Source organism: Parafrankia colletiae, assembly GCF_001854655.1.
Taxonomy (GTDB): domain Bacteria; phylum Actinomycetota; class Actinomycetes; order Frankiales; family Frankiaceae; genus Parafrankia; species Parafrankia colletiae.
The window spans coordinates 20,694-38,145 of the sequence record NZ_MBLM01000149.1 but is presented as its reverse complement, the minus strand read 5'-3'; the positions used below and the strand labels follow the sequence as shown (position 1 = coordinate 38,145).

At 73.9% G+C, this 17,452-nt stretch carries 7 protein-coding genes; all 7 read right to left on the bottom strand.

The window, feature by feature from the left end; translation table 11 throughout:
* Positions 1–70: 70 nt before the first annotated feature.
* The 7 genes from CC117_RS26700 to CC117_RS26670 all read right to left on the bottom strand — a co-directional run bounded on the left by CC117_RS26700 (position 71) and on the right by CC117_RS26670 (position 17,416).
* Entirely contained in the window at positions 71–12,223 is a 12,153-nt protein-coding gene (locus CC117_RS26700; protein ID WP_071088920.1) for a hypothetical protein, read from the bottom strand.
* Positions 12,224–12,373: 150 nt separating this feature from the next.
* The gene (locus CC117_RS26695) at positions 12,374–12,718 is read right to left on the bottom strand and encodes a hypothetical protein (RefSeq protein ID WP_071088918.1); all 345 of its coding nucleotides are present in this window, start codon (positions 12,716–12,718) and stop codon (positions 12,374–12,376) included.
* Positions 12,715–13,176 carry a YbaB/EbfC family nucleoid-associated protein gene (locus tag CC117_RS26690; protein WP_071088915.1) on the bottom strand — a complete coding sequence of 154 codons (462 nt, stop codon included), beginning with the start codon at positions 13,174–13,176 and terminating at the stop codon, positions 12,715–12,717. The genes CC117_RS26695 and CC117_RS26690 overlap by 4 nt, the downstream gene beginning before the upstream one ends.
* A gap of 122 nt (positions 13,177–13,298) precedes the next feature.
* Positions 13,299–16,067, bottom strand: a complete 2,769-nt coding sequence (locus CC117_RS26685; RefSeq protein ID WP_071088913.1) for a hypothetical protein — start codon at positions 16,065–16,067, stop codon at positions 13,299–13,301.
* 4 nt (positions 16,068–16,071) lie between these two features.
* Positions 16,072–16,500, bottom strand: coding sequence for a hypothetical protein (locus CC117_RS26680; protein ID WP_071088911.1), 429 nt, complete (start codon positions 16,498–16,500; stop codon positions 16,072–16,074).
* A 174-nt stretch (positions 16,501–16,674) separates the two neighbouring features.
* Positions 16,675–16,968: a WXG100 family type VII secretion target gene (locus tag CC117_RS26675; RefSeq protein ID WP_071088951.1), complete on the bottom strand. Its 294-nt coding sequence runs from the start codon at positions 16,966–16,968 to the stop codon at positions 16,675–16,677.
* A 139-nt stretch (positions 16,969–17,107) separates the two neighbouring features.
* Positions 17,108–17,416, bottom strand: a complete 309-nt coding sequence (locus CC117_RS26670) for a WXG100 family type VII secretion target (protein WP_071088909.1) — start codon at positions 17,414–17,416, stop codon at positions 17,108–17,110.
* Between the last annotated feature and the right edge of the window lie 36 nt (positions 17,417–17,452).

Below are 17,452 nucleotides of genomic sequence, written 5' to 3'. Positions count from 1 at the left end.
CCCGGCGGTTCACGACGACCCGGCGGTGGCACCGCCCGGCCGGCCCAGGCGCCTGCCCGGGCCGGGATGATCAGTTCATCGCCTGGTAGTGGTTCACGCCGTTGTAGTGCACGTACACGGACGGCCGCGGCTCCTGGGCCGAGCCCGGATGCAGGCTGGTCACCTCCAGCGACCGGTTCGGCCGGCTCGTCACGACCACCACGTTCACCGCCGCGGCGGCGGCCACGATGTCGGGGACGTGGTCGAAGAACGGGGTGTTCCACAGGTCGCGGCGGCGCAGAGCCTCGGTGGCCGCCGCGCTGGGCGGCATCCGCAACAGCCGTGCCAGGTCCGGCACGTTCGTCATCACCTGGCGGACCTCAAGGAGACGACCCCAGGCCGGATTGGCGTGCTCGGCCGGGCGCCCGAGCAGCCCGGTGATCTCCTGGCGCAGCCGCGCCGCCGACGTGTTCCCGTTCGCGGTGCTGCCCGTCAGGACATAACGCAGGTCCGAGGTCGTCAGCCCGGGCAGGATCGCCTGCACGGTCCGGTCCCGCAGGTCCTGGTCGAGGTGCAGGTCCAGGGACCGGCGCATCGACGTCCCCGCGGACCCGGTGAACCACGCGAGGGTGTGCGCACGAAGGTCACCGACGGTGAGTGCGCCGAGCGGCGCCCCCGGGTGCTGGGTGGCGGCGCCCGCGAGCACCGAGGTGAAGAAGCACTCGCCGTCCCCCCGCACCTCGTGCACCGTCCGGGTGCCGCCGTCGACAGTCAGCACGTTGATCGGCGGCCGTTGCGCCGCCGCCGTGACGGCGGGCCCGGACGGCACCGGCAGCGGCGGCCCGGGGGGCTGCGCCTCCGCCTGCAGGGGCAGCAAGGGCGGCGGCAGTGACGGCGAGGAGAGCGACGAGGCCGGATCCTGGGCCAGCGGCGGCCCGGCGAGCGGTGGGAGGACCGGGGACTGGGACACCGGCGACTGGGACACCGGGGACTGGGACACCGGCGACTCCCCCGGCGGCGAGCCCCACGCCACCGGCGGCGTACGCACGGGCGCGGGATCTCCGGGCAGGACCATCCCCGTCGGGCCGAACCACTGCACCTCGGAGCCGTCGGCGCCGGTCTGCACCGTGGCCTGGACGAGGGTCGGGTCGTAGCTTGCGGTGAGCTCGTCGCGCGGGAAGCCCAGCTCGACCGGCACGGTGACGGTGATGGTCTCGGTCCTGGAGCCGCGGGTGAGGGTGATGTCGATCTTCGCGAACCCGGCGAAGTTCGCGGTGGGCCGGCTGAACTTGGCGCTGTCCACGACCCGGCCACCCGAGCCGTAGCTGTCGGTGTTCTTCCAGGTCGCGCCCCCGCCGGCGTAGACGTCAAACGTTCCCGTCTCCTTGATGCCGTGGTCCACGGCGATGCCGCCCCACACCTGCAGGCCCCAGGCGCCCCAGACGTGCTCACGCCGGGTGCTCTGCCTGCCCGCCTCGTTGGAGGTGTTGAGCTCGGCCTTCTTGGCGGTGCCCTGATGGCTCAGGTAGAGCACCTCGGCGTTGGCCGTCACCGACGCCGCGCCCGCGAACAGGTGGTTCAGCAGGTCCGTGACCGGGCCGTGCGCACCGCGGGTCATGCTCGGCAGCGCCGACTCCAGGCCCGCGTTGCCGAACGACGACAGCACGGGTGCCCGGACCTTGCCCCAGTCGTCGGCGCCGAAGAGCCGCGTGCCGGCGATGTCGAGAGCCGACTGCAGGCCGCTGGTGTCCGGGATGCGGCGGACCACGTCGGTGTCCAGCAGCCCGCCGTTCTCGGCCCACACGCGGCTCGGCGGGGCGGGGCTGCCCGACAGCGACGGCAGCGACAGGACCGACGACGTCGTGTCCTGCCGGACCGGATTCGGCGGGGCGGGCGGCCGGTGCGGTCCGGGTGGTTCCGACGGCGCCTTCGGCCCGTCCGGGACGGTCGGCGCCGTGGCGGGTTCGGCCTCCGACCGCTCGACGAGCAGTCGGACCCGGGCCCCGGTCTGCGACGCGCCCGTGCTCGACCACCATGACCCGTGGTTCCACCGCAGCCCGAACCGCCCGCTGCGGCGCACCATCCGGGGCAGGTGGTGGTCGCGGTGCAGCTCGAAGCGCAGCAGCGCGGGCCCGTCGAACACCGCGCYTGGGACCTTGTTCTTCGTCGTCACCCCGGAGCGCAGCACCGTCGCCGGGGTCGTGGACTGGTCGGTCCCCCACTGCGCGACGACCGCCGGGCCGACCCGCCCGTGCACCGGCGCCACGCCGGTCGGGTCGATCGTGACGAGCCCGCGCACCTGGACCTGGGTGCTCTGCGACGTCTCGTACGGCACCTTGCCGAACGCGCCCGCCTGCACGCTGAGCTGGTCGGTACCGTTGTTGAACTCGGTGGCCGAGGTGTTGCCGACGTGCCGCAGGCCGCCGTGCTCCTGGGTCTGGTCACCCACCGACGCGACGGTGAGGAAGACCCGTCCACCCGGCACCGCGATCTCTATCTTCCCGCCCGCGGACATGCCCGGGAACTCGTGCAGCAGCCGGGTCATCGACAGCTCCGTGCGGACGGCGTCGCGGCCCCCCGTCCGGATGCCGGGAACGCCCTTCCAGCGGCGCCGTCCGAACGTCGCCCGCCCGGCCGCGTCGAGGTCGGCCAGCAGGCCGTCGACGCCCTCTGGCCGGCCGCCCCGGGTGCGCTCGGGGGTGTAGAGGTCCTGGACGAGGTCCGAGGAGCCGAGGCGGCGTTCCTCCTGGATGCGGCGCGGCGGGAGCAACGCCGGCTGCGGGCTCTGCCGCTCGGCGCGGCCGTCGGGCTGGCGCGCCCGGGTCTCCCACGCCGGAAATATGATCTTGACGTCGGGCAGGGACACCTGCGCGGGCGCCAGCCGCAGCGGGATGACGCCGAACAGCCGCAGCTTGTAGTCGACGGTGACGTCGACCGTCCCGTTGAACAGCGCGCCGTCGTCGACGGTCTTGCCGCGGGCGATCATGCCGCCGCCGTGCAGGTTGGTCTGCGCGTTGGTGCGGTCCCGGTTGTGGGTACCGACGGCGCTGATGGTTGCCCAGGGCGCCCGCACCCGGGCCATGAACTGGCCGATGCGCCGGACCCTGGAGGCCGGCTCCTGCCCGGTGAGGTGGCCGGACTCGGTGCCGCTCTCCATCTCGACGTCCTTGAGGACCTCCTGGAACTCCAGCGGCCCGACGCCGGCACGCATGACGGCCTTGCCCCGCACCAGCCGGCCGCCGACCGGGACGCTCACCGACTCCCCACCGGACAGCGTGGGCAGCCGCGAGCGCAGCCCGGCACCGCCCAGGCGCGGGCTCAGCCGCCGTTCGTTCGCCGTCCACGAACGCGGCAGCCAACGGCGCAGGTCGTTCTCGACCCGCCGCATGACCGCCTGCTCGTCCGATCCCATCGACAGCACGATGTCGTTGACGCCGATCCGCCCCCGGTCGGCCCGCTCCGGCGGCCGGGTCTGGCGCTGTTCCCCGGGTGCCGCCGGGACCGCGCCCGGGCTCGGGGTCTCCGGGGCCGGGGTCGCTGGGGCCGCCGGGGTCTCCGGGGTCTCCGGGGCCGGGGTCTCCGGGGCCGCCGGGGCCGCCGGGGCCGGCGCGGGGCGCGCCAGCCGTCCTGTCGGCTGAACCGTCCTCGGGCTGTCACCCCCAGTGAGCTGCTCGGCCTGCAGCGTGTCCAGCAGCCGTTGATGGCCCCCGGAGGTGATCTCCGGCAGGGCTGTCGTCGAGGACGGGAACAGGTAGCCCTCGCCGCTCGGGATGGAGATCTCCGCGGCGGCGGCGGCCTGCCGTGTGACGGTCCGCTTCGGGACGARGCTGAACGGGAACCGGCGGCCACGGGCGCCGAAGGTGAAGGTGAGCTCCACCTCGGAGTCGTAGATCCCGACCTGGGACGGGAACTTCGCACTCGCGACGGTCTTCCCGGACAGCAGCGCGCGCCAGCCCCTGCGCGACCGGTACTGGGCGCCGCCGCCAAGCTGCGGCGCGACGTCACCGCCCGGGAAGGGCGCGGCTCCGCCCATCATGCCGGTGATCTCGGTCAGCCAGAAGTTCTGCCGCCGCCGGATGTTCTGCGTCCTGACCTGATTGACGGGTGCGAGCTCGGTGTCCGCAGTGCGGCGGAACCGCGCGGACCTGACCTGCGCCCCGGCCTCCACGTAGCTGCCGCGCGGCAGGAACCGCTGGTTGAACTCGGGACCGCCGAGCGGCGCACCGCGGGTCATCGGGCCCAGGTTCGCGGCGAGCCGCTCCATGCTGTACCACTCCAGGACCTCGTCACGCAGGCCGGCCCAGGTCCGCTTGCCGAAGAACCTCCGGCCGGCGATGTCGAGCTGCCGGTGGGCCTCCTCCAGGCGGTAGAGGTCGCGGACGGTGTCGGTGTCGCGCAGCCCGTTGTTCGGCCCGGTGCCGAACAGCCGCTGCGGCGGAACGAGCACGTCCCGTGGCGGGACGGGCGCGGGCGCGCTGTCCTTGGGCACGCTGTCAGTGGGCGGCGCGGGAATGCTGTCGCCGGGCTGCGTCGCCGTGGCGTCGCCGGCGGTCGAGGTCTCGCCGGCGGGGACGGGCACCGTGGCCGGGGCGGATGCCTGCCATGGCGTCGGCTCGTCGACCCGCACGGCCTCAGCCGTCTCGATCAGCGCACTGGTGCCGAGGTCGGCGGTGCCCGTCCGCGTGATGTCGGCGCCGACGAAACGGAACGTGAGGCGGACGGTGCCGTCGAACTTCTGCCCGTCATCGTTCTTGGTCTTGTTGGCCATCCCGGAGGTCGTGACGATCTCGCGGGTGACCCCACCCTCCCGGGCGGCGCCCAACAGGGTCGGCACGGAGACCTCGCCGTACCCGGCGAACCTGCCGACGAGCTGGCCTGGCGAGGCGCTCAGCTCGTCGCCGGCCGTCGCCGTCTGGCTGGCGGAGAAACTGGTCTCGGTGCCGCTGTTGAACTCCGTACGGGCAGTCGCCCGCTGGTGGTCGAGGCCCGTCACCTCGGCCGTGACCTCGACCCGCCCCTTCGTCGAGACGAGCTTCACGCTGATCGGGGAGCCGGACATCATGCCGCGCATCCGGTGCTGCACCCAGTCCAGGTCGACCTCGGTGAGCAACTCCTTCTTCACCAGCGGCCAGGAGTCACCGTAGACCTCCCTGCCGACGGCGTCCTGCCCGTCGAGGACACCTTCCATGCCACGGGTGTCGCGCATCGCCGCCATGCCGTCCGGGACGAGCGGGAAGACGTCGAGGACGACGTCGGTGGAACCGAACCGGTGGTCGTCCTGGATCCGCTGCGGCGGGACGTAGTGGGCCGTCGGCGGCACCGGTTTGCCGTCCGCGTCCGGGCTGTCGGCCACGGGGACGCCGATCTGGGTGCCGATCGGGAACTCCCGCCGCGCGGGCGCCGGGCGACGCCGGCCATGCTGCTTCAGCGTCAGCGAGACACCGAGATCGGTGATGCCGTCGTAGAGCGCGGTCGGCTCGACGATCTTCGCCTTGGCGGCGACCCTGCCCCGGCCGGTGGCGTCGGTGCCCCGTGCCCGCCGCCAGGTACCGGCCAGTGACCCGAACCACCGGAACCCGCCGACCTCCGCCTTCCCCTGCGTGCCGGCCGTGGACGTCGCCCCCTTCTCGTGCTGGCCGCCGCCGGTGCCGAACGACTCCGTGCCGACCTCGGCCTCGAACGCCTTCGGCGTGCCGGTGCGGTGGAAGTCGCGAACCTTGGCGTCCAGGGTGACGGTGATGGTCCAGCCGCCGCGCCTGATCGTCCGGCTCCTGCGGTCGCCGCGGGTCATGCCAGTGAGCCAGGGCTTGAGCGTGTCGGTGTTCAGGAAGTCCAGCAGGTCGGCCTCGACCCCCGGCCAGGTGTCGCCCAAACGTGTCTGGAGGTTGTCGCGAAGCCAGGTGAACAGCGCGCTGCGGTCCGGATCCAGATGGATCACCGGGTCCGACGCGCTCAGCCGCCCGTGCCGGCTGAGCCGCTCGGGCGGTGCGTTGCTGGGCTCGGGAGCGGCTGGCTTCGGTTCCGGCTCTGGCTCTGGCTTCGCGTCCGGCTTGGTGTCCGGGACCGTTCCCCTCGGGGGCATCGTGGGCGGTACCGGTGGGGCCGGGGCGAGCGGGGGCGGCTGCTCGGTGGACGCGGCCGCCTCGGCGAGCGGCGGGGACGGCGGGACGGAGGAGAGAACGGTCGGCAGCACGTCGGGCGGTGGCTCCGGCACGGTCTGCTCGGTGAGGGTCGGCCGCCCGGGCGACGGTGGCGCGGCCATCCCGACGGGCGCGGTCGGGACCGTCGGGGTCACAGGGGTGGTGGGAGTGGTGGGAGCCGTGGCGACGTCGTTCACCGCGGCGGAGTCGACGGGCGACGGGAGCCCGACCGGCAGCGGTGCGGCGAACAGAGACGCGGTGAACGACGGTGGCTCCCACGGCGGTGGCTCCAACGGCGCTGGCCCTGGGTCCGGCTCCGCGTCCGACTGCTCCTCCAGGTTCGGCTGGGGCCGCGAGGCCGGCGCTGGCGCCAGCACAGGCGCCTGAGGCGAGGCCGGATCCAGGGGTGCTGGATCCAACGGCGCCGGATCCAACGGCGCCGCGCCCGTCGGAGTCGTGTTCGGCGGGCCCATGTTCGACGGGAGCGTGTTCGAGGGAAGCGCGGAGCTCGACGGCGTCCTGGTCGACGGGGTCCCGGTCGGCACCAGGCCGAGGGGTGCGCCACCGTGCGGGAGCGTCAGCTCACCGTGTGCCTCCACGGCCTGCACCTCGGCGACGACGGGCGCGGCCGGGCGCGGCGCTACTGGCGCCGGCGCCGTCGGCCGCAGCGGAGCGGGCCGGGATGGGAGGTCCGGCACGGGGCCCAGTTCCAGGCCGGGCGGGGTCGCCGCCGGCTCGGCCTCGGGCCGGGACTGCAGGTTCCCGCCGCCGCGAAGCCGGCCGACCGGATCTCCACGCAGGTCGGCGGCTATCCGCCCGGCGAGATCCCGCACCAGGCCGGACCGGTGCAGCGGCGAGGCCCGCAGATCCCGGTACCTGCGCAGGATCTCCGCGTCCGCAACCTCCTGGGCGGCCGGGCGCCGCGCCAGGTCCGCCCGCACCATCCGCAGCGCCTCGGTCTCGGCCCAGTCCCGCGGCGGGTCCGCCGCTGCCAGGCCGCCATCGAGCACGGGCGCGTCGGCAGGCAGCTCCGTGATCACGTCGGCCTGGTTACCCGTGTCCGGACCCACGGCCCCGGCAGGCCACGGCACGGGCCCGGCGGTCGCGCTGGGCCCGGCTGTCGCCCCGGTCAACGGGCCCGGGTACGGCGGCGGGTCACCGAAGGGCTCCAGCTCCGGCAGCGGTGGTGGTGGCGGCGCCGGCGCCTGCCGATCGGCCGGGGGCCGCGGCCGCGTCTGCTCCACCATCGGCGGCTGCTCAGGTGCCGGCGGYTGCTCCGGGACGACAGGCGGGGGGGCCGGTGGGGCGGCGTGCTTGAGGATCTGGGTCGCGACCGGCACCCCGAACCGCGCCGACATCGCATCCGCCACATTACCGATCCACCGAACCAGATCCTCCCCCGCCGGCTCCCCCCGCACCTTCTTACTCATATAACGCCCGGACTTGTCATTAATCGTCCAGACGCCATCCACCCGACTCAGCTCACCACTGATCCGCGCCGGCACCGTCACCGTCGCACCCGTCACCGGATCAAAACCCGCCACGATCGTCGGATGACCATGCATCTGCAACCGATCAACCAACTCCGCCCGCGTCAGCGTCGGATCCTTACTCGACAACCACCCGAACAACTCGTCGATCTCCGACTCCGGAACAACCGACAGGACATCCTCACTACCCAGAAAGATCTGGCCGTCCTCCGCAACCGCGTACTGCCACAACGCCCCCTCCGGAGCCCCCTCCAAATGCTTCCCCGAAAAACCCTCCAACGGCGTCCACAACGGATTCAGACGCAACCCACCCTGATCATCCCGCTCTCCCGCCTTCACCTCCTTCGGACCCAACACCTCCCCAAACTCTTGATCCAGATCGACCGGCGCGGGTGCGGCGAGCGTGGGTGYGTCGGTGACCTGTGGCCCGGTCGGCGGCGGGCCGAACGCCGGACCGCCTCCCGAGGGTCCGGCGAGCGGCATCAGCTCGAACTCCTCCGCCGGCCCGTCCGCACCGTCCGGCTGGGACGACGAGGTGTTCCCACCACCACGCACTCGCGGCAACGGCTCTCCCCGCAGGACCGCGGCAACGTCCACCGCCAGGCCCCGTACCGTGCGACGGCTGTTGCCCGGCGCCGCCCGCAGGCCCTGATATGCGGCCAGGATCTCCGTGTCACCGAACCGCGCTCCGCCCGGCCGGCGCGCCAGTTCCAGCCGCACCGTCGCGACGACGAACGCCTCGTCCACCGAGAGCTCGGACAGCGGCAGACCGGACGAGGGCCGCTGTGACGGGGGCTGCGGCGACGGCGCCGGCGAGCGGGCGGTCGCGCCGCCCAGCAGCCGGCCGGCTGGCTCGCCGCGCAGATCGGCGGCTATCCGGCCGGCCAGGTCGTGCACGAGCCTTGACCCGTGCACGGAGGACGCGCGCAGATCCCGGTATGCGCTCAGGATCGTCGCGTCCGAGACCGCGGCGGCGGGCCGGGCCGTCAGGTCCGCCCGCACCAGCCGCAACACCTCGGCCTCGTCCGCGCGCCGGGGAACCTCGTCCACCGCCGCGTCGTCGCCGGGCACCCCCCCGTCGAGCACGGGGGCATCCGCCCCCAGCTCCGTGATCACATCCGGATCCAGAACCGGATCCGGGCCGGGCCCCGCGTCGGAAACGGACGGGCCGCCGGCGGGAGCGTCCAGCACGGGACCAGGGTCGGGTTCGGCAGGAATGCCGGGCGGCGGGCCGGCATCCGCCGGCGCGACCGCGGGCACTGCCGATGCCACCGGCGGGGCGGGGGCGGCGTGCTTGAGGATCTGCGTCGCGACGGGCATCCCGAACTGGGCAGACATCGCGTCGGCCACATTGCCGATCCACCGGACCAGATCCTCCCCAGCCGGCTCCCCCCGCACCTTCTTGCTCATGTACCGCCCGGACTTGTCGTTGATCGTCCAGACGCCGTTCACCCGCGTCAACTCACCACTGATCCGCGCCGGCACCACCCGCGTCGCACCCGTCACCGGATCGAAGCTCGCGACGATCGTCGGATGCCCCAGCATCGTCAGGCTCTCCATCAGAGCCTCACGGGTCAGCCCGGGGTCCTTCGCCGACATACCCGCGAACAGGTCATCGATCTGGGCCTGCGACATCACCGACGACGGTTCCTCGGTACCCAGAAAAACCCGGCCCTGCTCGTCGACGGAGTACTGCCACAGCGCGCCCTCGGGGCTGGCGTCCAGCACCGCCCCCGACAGGTCCTCCAACGGCGTCCACAGCGGATTCAGCCGCAGCTCACCCTGATCGTCCCGCTCCCCCGCCTTCACCTCCTTCGGGCCCAACACGGTGCCGAAGGCATCGTCAAGGCCCTCCGCCCCGGGGCGCCGGCCGGCATCGGGAGCCCCGGGCCGGGTGCCGGACGGCCCGGGCGCGGCGCCGCTCGACGGGCCGCCTGCCGCGCTGGAGGCCGCGCCGCCTCCGCCCGCCGGGGCCGTCGGCGGCGCGGGCGCCCCGCCACGCAACCGTGGCAGCGGCTCGCCCCGCAGGACGGCGGCGATATCGACCGCCAGGTCCCGCACCGTCCGGAGGCGGTTGCCCGGCGCCGCCCGCAGCCCTTCGTAGGCGGCCAGGATCTCGTCGTCGCCGAACCGCGGCCCCCCGGGGCGACGCCCCAGCTCCAGCCGCACCGTGCCGACGACGAACGCCTCGTCGGTGGTCAGCGGCCCGGGGGGCGGGGTGCCATCGGCCGGCTCCGACGGGCCGGCCTCGGGCGGCACGACGCCGGACGGCGCGTCCGCGTCCTGCGGGCGCGTCGGCGGGAGGGGCTGTGCGGCGGACGGGTCCGACGGGCTCGACGGCGCGGCCGGTAGCGGCTGCGGCGCGGCGGCCGGAGGCGGCGGCGCGGCGGCCGGAGGCGGCGGCGCGGGCGGCACCGGCTGCTGCTCCGGTGGGGTGAGCGGGTCCGGCCCCTCCATGCCGGCGGGTCCGTCGGTGGCGGCCACCACTGATTCCAGCCACGCCCCGATGTCCGGACGGGTCTGCGCGGCCCACCCACCGGGCACCGGGGCGCCCGGCTCCTCCGCCACGTCGTCCGCCAGCGGCGGTGTCAGGAACGATGACGGCGCCGGTGCCGCGGACGATGTCGCGTTCGAGGGCGGGGGCGATGGGGGCGCCGCGGGCGCCGCCGATCCCGGCCCCGCCGGAGCCGGTGGGGCCGGTGGGGCCGCGGGCGTGGCGTGCGGGGGCGGCACCGAGGGCGACGCGGGGCCGGCCCCGGACAGCGCGGGCACGAGGGTGGGGGGCGTGGCCAGCGGGCCGGTGGGCGGCAGGGCCGGCCGGGCCGCGCCCTCGGTCAGGTCCGGAGCTGGTTGCGGGCCGGCGCCCGGCGGTGCGAGGCCCGGTTGTGAGCCGGGGCCCGACGGTGCCGGTCCCGACAGCGCCGGTCCCGACGGCGCGGGCGCGGCGGGGCCCATCGCGGCGCGTCCGGGACCGGCATCCGTCCCGGTATCGGTGGGCGGTGCGAGCAGCGGGACCGCGCCCGCGGAGCCCTGTGCTTCCGGGACCGGCGGGGCGGGCTTGCCGAGCGGGAACGGGTCAGGGTCGCCGTCGCCCAGCGCCTCGTCCCCACCCACCTCGGGAGCGGTGGTCACGGAGGATGCGTCGTCGCCGTCCCAGTCGCTCCACTGTTCCACCTCGGACACGTCGGTGGAGGCGTCGCCGCGCACGTCGTCGCCGTCCCGGTCCGCTCCGAGCACGCTGCCGGTGTCGCCGGGCAGATCAGCGCCGGGGAGATCGCCACCTGGCAGGTCGATGCCGGGGAGCGAGCCCGGGCGAGGCAGCGCGCCGGGACCACCACCGAGCCGGCCCGTCTCGAGGGACGGGCCGCTCTCGTGGCGCCGTTCGATGTCGCTGGGCGAGCCAGTGCCGGTGGACGCCTCGGCGCCGGCCACCACGACGGGGTCGAGGTCGCCGACCAGGTCCGGACCACTGGACGGGTCGCCCGGCACCACGGGCCCGGCGCCGGTGCCCAGGCCGGGCACCGGGCCTCCCTGCGAGGTGGGGGCTGGGGTCACCACCGGCACGGGCACGGGCTTCCCGCCGCCGGGGGCACCCGGGCCCGGCCCCGGGGACGTGTCGGTGCCCGGGCCGGCGCCCGGGGGCGGGGCCGCGGCGGCGCCGTCCACGTCGGGCAGGTCGACGTCAGGCACGTCGGCTCTGCCGCCCTTCGCCAGACCGCGCGCGCCTTTCCCGGCCTTGCCGGCCGCGTACTCGGTGCTGCCCTCGACGAAGCCGGACAGCGCGTCGTCGGCTGCATGGGCCAGGTTCCAGGTGCCGTCCACCAGCCCGGCCGCGAGGATGCCGGCGCCGGTCTCCAGCGCTACCGAGATGCCGGAGGCGTTGATTATCCCGGCGAGCGGGTTGTCGATGCCGTCGGCGACACCGGCCTTCTTCAGGAGGTCGTCGAACTTGTTCGACAGGCCCTTCATGAACGGCAGCCCGCCGAAGGTCGCTCCCGCGCCGGCCAGGGCGTAGAGGGACATGTGGCCGATCTCGCCGCCGTCGAGGCCGCCCTTGCGCCGGCCCTCGATGATCTGCCAGAGCTGCGCGATCAGTGAGGAGCCGGGCATGAAGAGCATCTGCATGCCGAGGATGTGCGCGGCCGTCTTCGCCGTTGCCGCGGACAGCACGCTGCGGATGATCGAGCGCGTCGTCGCGATCCGCTCGACCGCCTCCGGACCCATCCCGAACGCCGCCTCGATCGCGGCGATCGCGAGCTGGATCTGCATGAAGACGAACATCACGCGACCGAGCTTGGTCGTGTAGTCGATCTGCAGCGCCTGCTGCCGCAGCGACTGCGCCGCCGTCTCCAGCAACCCGCCGGCCACGGGCAGCAGCTTCGGCTCGTCGATGACGAACTTCGAGGTCTGCGAGACGAACTTGCGGCCCCCGCCGTCGTGCACGGTCGCCTGCACGCCGCGCACGATCTGGGCCAGCTCGGGCGAGAGCTGGTTGATGACCGTCCTCGAGGCGTCCTCGAGCTTGTCGGCCAGCGCCCACATCGGGGGCGGCTTCGCGTCGGGTACCCGCATTCCAGTGAAGGCGTAGACCGCCTCGTCCCAGGAGTCGGACACCCGTCGTCCCTCCCTTTCCCCAGCTCGTCGGGCGGTCTCGCGCGACGGTCCAGCCCGGCCCCTGGCGGCGTGCGCTCCGCCTGCGGCCTGCGGCCTACGAAGCGCGGCGTACGGATTGCGGCTACGTGCCGTGCGGCACCCGGACGGCTCTCAGCCCCGGTGCCCCCCGCCGGGGGGCGCCCAGCCGCTCGCGTGGCCAGCGGCGCCCGCCTCCGTCCCCTCTCCGATGCCCCGGACCGTGTTCAGGCGGTCGCCCTGCAGGCCGACCGCCTCGCCCAGCGCGCCGTAGATCTGCCCGAACGCGGCCATGATCTGCTCGAACGTCATCTGCGCGAGCTTCGAGAGCTCGTCCTTCGGGTTGTCGACGAACTTGTACTGGCCGAGCGTCTGGTCGAGGAACTGGGCGAGCGCGACCATGTCGCCCTGGAAGGCGACCAGGAGCGGAACCTTCGTCGCGATCGAGTCACCGTCGTGCCGGATGGTGCCGTCGCTCATGACCGGCCGTCCCGGCCGGGACGGTCGGCCCGGTCGTCCGCGACGGCCGAGCGCAGGTTGGCGCTCGCCTGGTTGCGGGTGAAGACGTCGAGCAGCTCCTGCGCGAAGTCCTCGGCGTTCGCCAGGCTCGTCAGGTCGCCGGCGACCGCCGGCATCTGGTGCATGAGCTGCTGGGCGTCCGCGAGGGCGCGCTGCTGCGCCGTCCGGCGAGCCTGCTCGATGGTCTTCACCAGCACGTCGGCGAGCTCCGCCGGGGCCAGCTCGCGGTAGGCGTCGCCGCGGAACCTGATCTCACGCAGCTCGCCCCGCCCACCGACGATCACGGTGAGGATCTTGTTCTTGTCGCTGGTCTGCTGAGTGATCTGCTCGCTCTCCCGCAGGATGCGTGCCGCGAGCTCGTCCGTGCGGACCAGCTCGGCCAGCGCGGCCTCCATCTGCTCGTCCCCGAACAGCGCCATGGTCGTCTCCTCGTCCGGTGGGGGCGGCCCGCCCGGGTGGGGCGGGCCGCCCGGTGTGCTGGATGCGGCCGGCCGCGCGCGTCGGGCAGGCCGCGCGACCGGCCGTGCCGGGCCCGTGCTGGTCAGCGCCGCCGGCGGATGCGATCGCCGCGGTCCGGGGAGGAGGCCGGAGCGTCGACGCGCTCGCGGCGGTTCGCGTCGCCCTCGCCGTGGCCGTCGTCGCGGCCGATGACCGCGGGCGCGCACTCCGGGTCGGTACCCCAGACCTCCTCGTCCTCGGTCAGCCAGGTGGTGCGCTGCCGTTCCCGGGACTGGCCCGCGCCTGCGCCGGCGCCGCCCATCCCGCCGCCCATCGGCATCGGCATGAACGGCATCCCGCCGCTGGCACCCGTCGCGAGGCCGCCCGCACCGCCCGCACCGGCGGCACCCGCCGGTGCGAGCTCCGCGCCGGTGCCGAGCGGGCCCAGCCCCGCGGCACCGGGGAAGGCGACGCCGGCCGTGCCGAAGCCGCCACCGACGCCGCTGGTGACCTGCTGGGTCAGCGGTGCCCGGATGTCGCCGATGGAGGTGCCGCCGGCGGCCGGGTCCAGGGAGAGCGCGGAGGGGCTCACGTCGACGCCGTCGATGGCGGTGGGGAACATGGTGCTGGGCACGGACTCGCCGAACCCGCCCGTCACGCCGCCACCGGCACGCAGGTCGCCGAGCCCCCCGGCCAGGCCGCCGCCGTCGGGGCTGAGCAGGCCCGCGTCACGCAGGGTGGCGAGCTGCTCGGGGCTCACCGGCAGCGAGTCGAGCAGGCCCGCCTCGCTCAGGCTGCGCAGCTGGGCCGGGTTGAGGTCGCCGAGCGAGTCGAGGCCGGTCATCCCGGCGCTGACCAGCCCGTCCTGGCGGAGCTGGTCGAGCTGCGGACCGCTCAGCGGGGTGCCGTCGAGCTGCCCGGAGTCCAGGAGCTGGGTGAGCTGCGCGGGGCTGARGTCACCGAGGTCGTGCGGCGTGCCGAAGCCCGACCCGAGCAGCCCGGCGTCGTTGAGCGTCCCCAGGTCCGTGCCGTTCAGGGGCAGGTCGTCGAGCAGGCCCTGCTGCTGGAGGGTCTGGAGCTGCTCGCCGGTCAGGTCACCGAGGCTGCCCAGGCCGGAGGTGTCGAAGCCGGCGTCGCGCAGCGCCTCCACCTGCTCCGGGGTCAGCGGCCTGCCGTCGAGCTGCCCGGTCCGCCCGAGCGCGGTGAGCTGCTGCGGGCTGAGATCGCCGAGGGTCCGCGAGCCGGAGGTGCCCAACGGGCCCAGTCCGCCGAGGCCCGCCAGACCGGAGGCCGCGCCGATCCCGGATTCCGGCGTGTCGAGGGGGCTGCGGCGGGAGAGGACGGCTTCGTTGAGGACCTCGGCCCCGAGGCCGCTGCCGTCCGGGCCACCCGGGAACCCGCTGATGCCACCGCCAAGACCCTTCAGCCCGTCACCCAGATTGGTGTTCAGGCCCTTCAGACCATCCCCGATACCACCACCAAGACCCTTCAGCCCGTCACCCAGATTGGTGTTCAGGCCCTTCAGACCATCCCCGATACCACCGCCGAGGTTCTTGAGCCCGTTGTTCAGGTTGTCGTTGAGCGTGCTGAGGGTCTTGTTCAGGTCCGCGGTTCCCGGGCCGCTCTTCCCGGTGTCCGTGGGCGGCTGGTACGGCGGCCTGGACCGGGGCATGTGGCCGAGCCGCACGGCGCCCGCGGCGGTGTTGAAATTGGTGATCATCGTCGCGGCGGCCTTCACGGTCGGCGCGAACGCCTTCTGGATGCGGTCGGCCCACGCGGCCCTCAGCAGCTTGTCGATCTGGATCCAGCTCGGCTCGCGCAGCACGGGCCAGTCACCGGTGATGCCGGTCCAGGCAGGGAAGCGGATGAGCATCTCGCCCCAGATGCCGTTCGCCATCAGGCCCTTGTCGCCGCGGATACGGCCGGTCTCCCACAGCCCGCCGGAGTGGTTCCAGTTCTCGGGATGCCCGGTGTCGAACACCGTGGAACCGTTGAACATCGCGACGATGAGGTTGTAGGGGTGCACCCAGACGCCGGCCGGCTCCCCGCCGGGGGGCTGGCGGGCGGGATCGGYGGCGGCCGCGTCGCCCCGCCAGTAGGCGCTGTCCCAGTGCAGTTGACGGACGAAGTTCCGGGCGCTGGTGACCRCCGTGTCGAGCGGGGTGACCCACTTCGCCGCGGTTTCCGGCAGGTCCTGGACGCCCCGGCGGGCCTCCCACACCCGGTCCCGGAAGGCCCGCGCGGCCGAGCCCTGGAAGTCGGTCTTCTTGGTGTCGATGCCGTCGATGTCCGCGTTCATCATGGTCCGCATGTCCTTGGTCCACAGGCCGACGGCGGCGAGGACCAGGTTGACGGCCTGCAGGTACTCCGGGTCGAACGGCCGCTCCGGGCCGGCGAGCTGCGGCAGCGCGGCCGCGAGGTCCGTCCAGGCGGTCCCGACCTTCAGCACCGCGTTCTCGCTCTGGGTCGGGACGGTGGTCGAGTTCCTGGTGGCGCCGCCCGAGCCGCCCACCTTGCCGACCCAGACGGTCAGCCACTCGTAGTTCGACGAGCCGTAGCCGTCCATCCACCGCCAGAAGGTGAGGCCGCCCTCCTGGAAGGCCGGCTTCTTGTTGTCGAGGACCGCGTACTTCTCGTGCCGCTCGCCGGGGATCAGCCACGGCGGGCCGCTGGAACGGACCGTGTCGCTGCGCAGGCCCGACTCCAGCCCGCCGCTGGGCGGCGTGCTCGGGTTACCCCCGGTGGAGCCGCCGGAGGAGCCCGAGGCGGGCGGCGGCGCCGTGTTCGGGCTCGTGCTGCCACCGCCGAGGGTGTACCCGAGGATGTCACGGAGGATGTCCTCGATCAGGCCGGGCGGGTCGCCGGTCGCCATCCGCTCAGCTGCCCTTTCCGGGCGGCACCGGCGGCGTGGCCGAGCCGCCCGGAACGGGGGATGCGGAGCCCGCCGGGATGTACGACTCGAACTCCGCGGCGGTCATGGTGTTGAAGCCCTCGACCGCCTTGGAGTTCTCCAGCAGGAACTGCAGGCCCCAGTTCAGGTCGTCGGAGTTCGTCCACACGGTGTCCAGCCGCTCGCCGATGTTCTTGCGGACCAGCTCGATCGCCTTCGCCAGGCCGACGCCCGCGGTGAAGCCGGCGCCGCCGAGCCGCAGCGGGAGCGGCTCCGCGAGCGCAACCGTCGCGCGGACGTTGCCCGGCGCCCAGGGATAGACCGCCAGCCGGGTCTCGATCGCGGCACTCTGGTCGCCGTACTGCTGCCTGAGTGTCTCCAGGGTCTTACCGCTGATCTTGATGGGCTCGGCCATGAGGCTCTCCTGTCACCGGACATGGACGGACGTGGTGTGACGGGCCGGGCGGCGGCCGCGTCGGAGGGGGTGCGGCACACCGCCCGGCCCAGCGGTCGGGACCGGCGGGGCCCGCGAGGCCCGCGAGGCCCGCGAGGCCCGGGACCCTCGGTCGGCCCGGTCAGGGAGGATGCGTCAGATGGTGCCGAAGACCGCCGCGCCCTGGTTGTCACCGAGCACGTAGGTGGCGTGGATCTCCTGGAGCTTCGCCTGCCCGAGCGCCAGGGACTCCTGCATCTTCTTCTGGCCGGAGTTCCAGAGCTGTTGGGCGGCGGCGTAGTTGTCCGGCGCGGAGYCCGCGTTGGCGGTGATGAAGTTCTGCACCTGGGTCATCAGGGTCGCCAGCGAGGTGTCGATCTTGTCGGTGACCATCTTGAGCTCCGCCGCGGTGTCCAGGGCGCCGTTCGGGTTGAAGGTGTAGTCGACCATGGTCTCCTCGATTCGGTCGGTTCCTGCGGTGGCGCCGGCTCGGCGCGACCGCGGCATCGCACGGTGCGCGGGGGGAGCGAGCGCGGGGGGAGCGAGCGCGAGGGCTCGGCGGAGGGGGCGGGCCTTGGCTGTGGCGGCGCTAGCCCTGCGCCCAGCTCGAACCGATCATGAGGGCGTCATCCTCGGTGCTGGTCGTGATCTTGGCGTAGCCGACCATCGACTCGTTGAGCAGGTTCAGGCCCGCACGCACCTGGTTGAACCCCTCCTGCCAGCCGACGATCGCATCGCGGTACCTGCCCGCCGCGATGCCGCCCCACTGCGCGAACAGCAGGTCGGCCGCGGTGTTCACGGTCTGCTGGATGAGCTGGCACTCGTCCTGGCAGTTGTCGAACGCCCTGATCATGGCCACGGTGGTGGCCTCGTCCGCGGTGAGCTGGGGAGCCGCCATGGGTGTCACTCCTTCGGTTGTCGGCCCGTCGCGAGC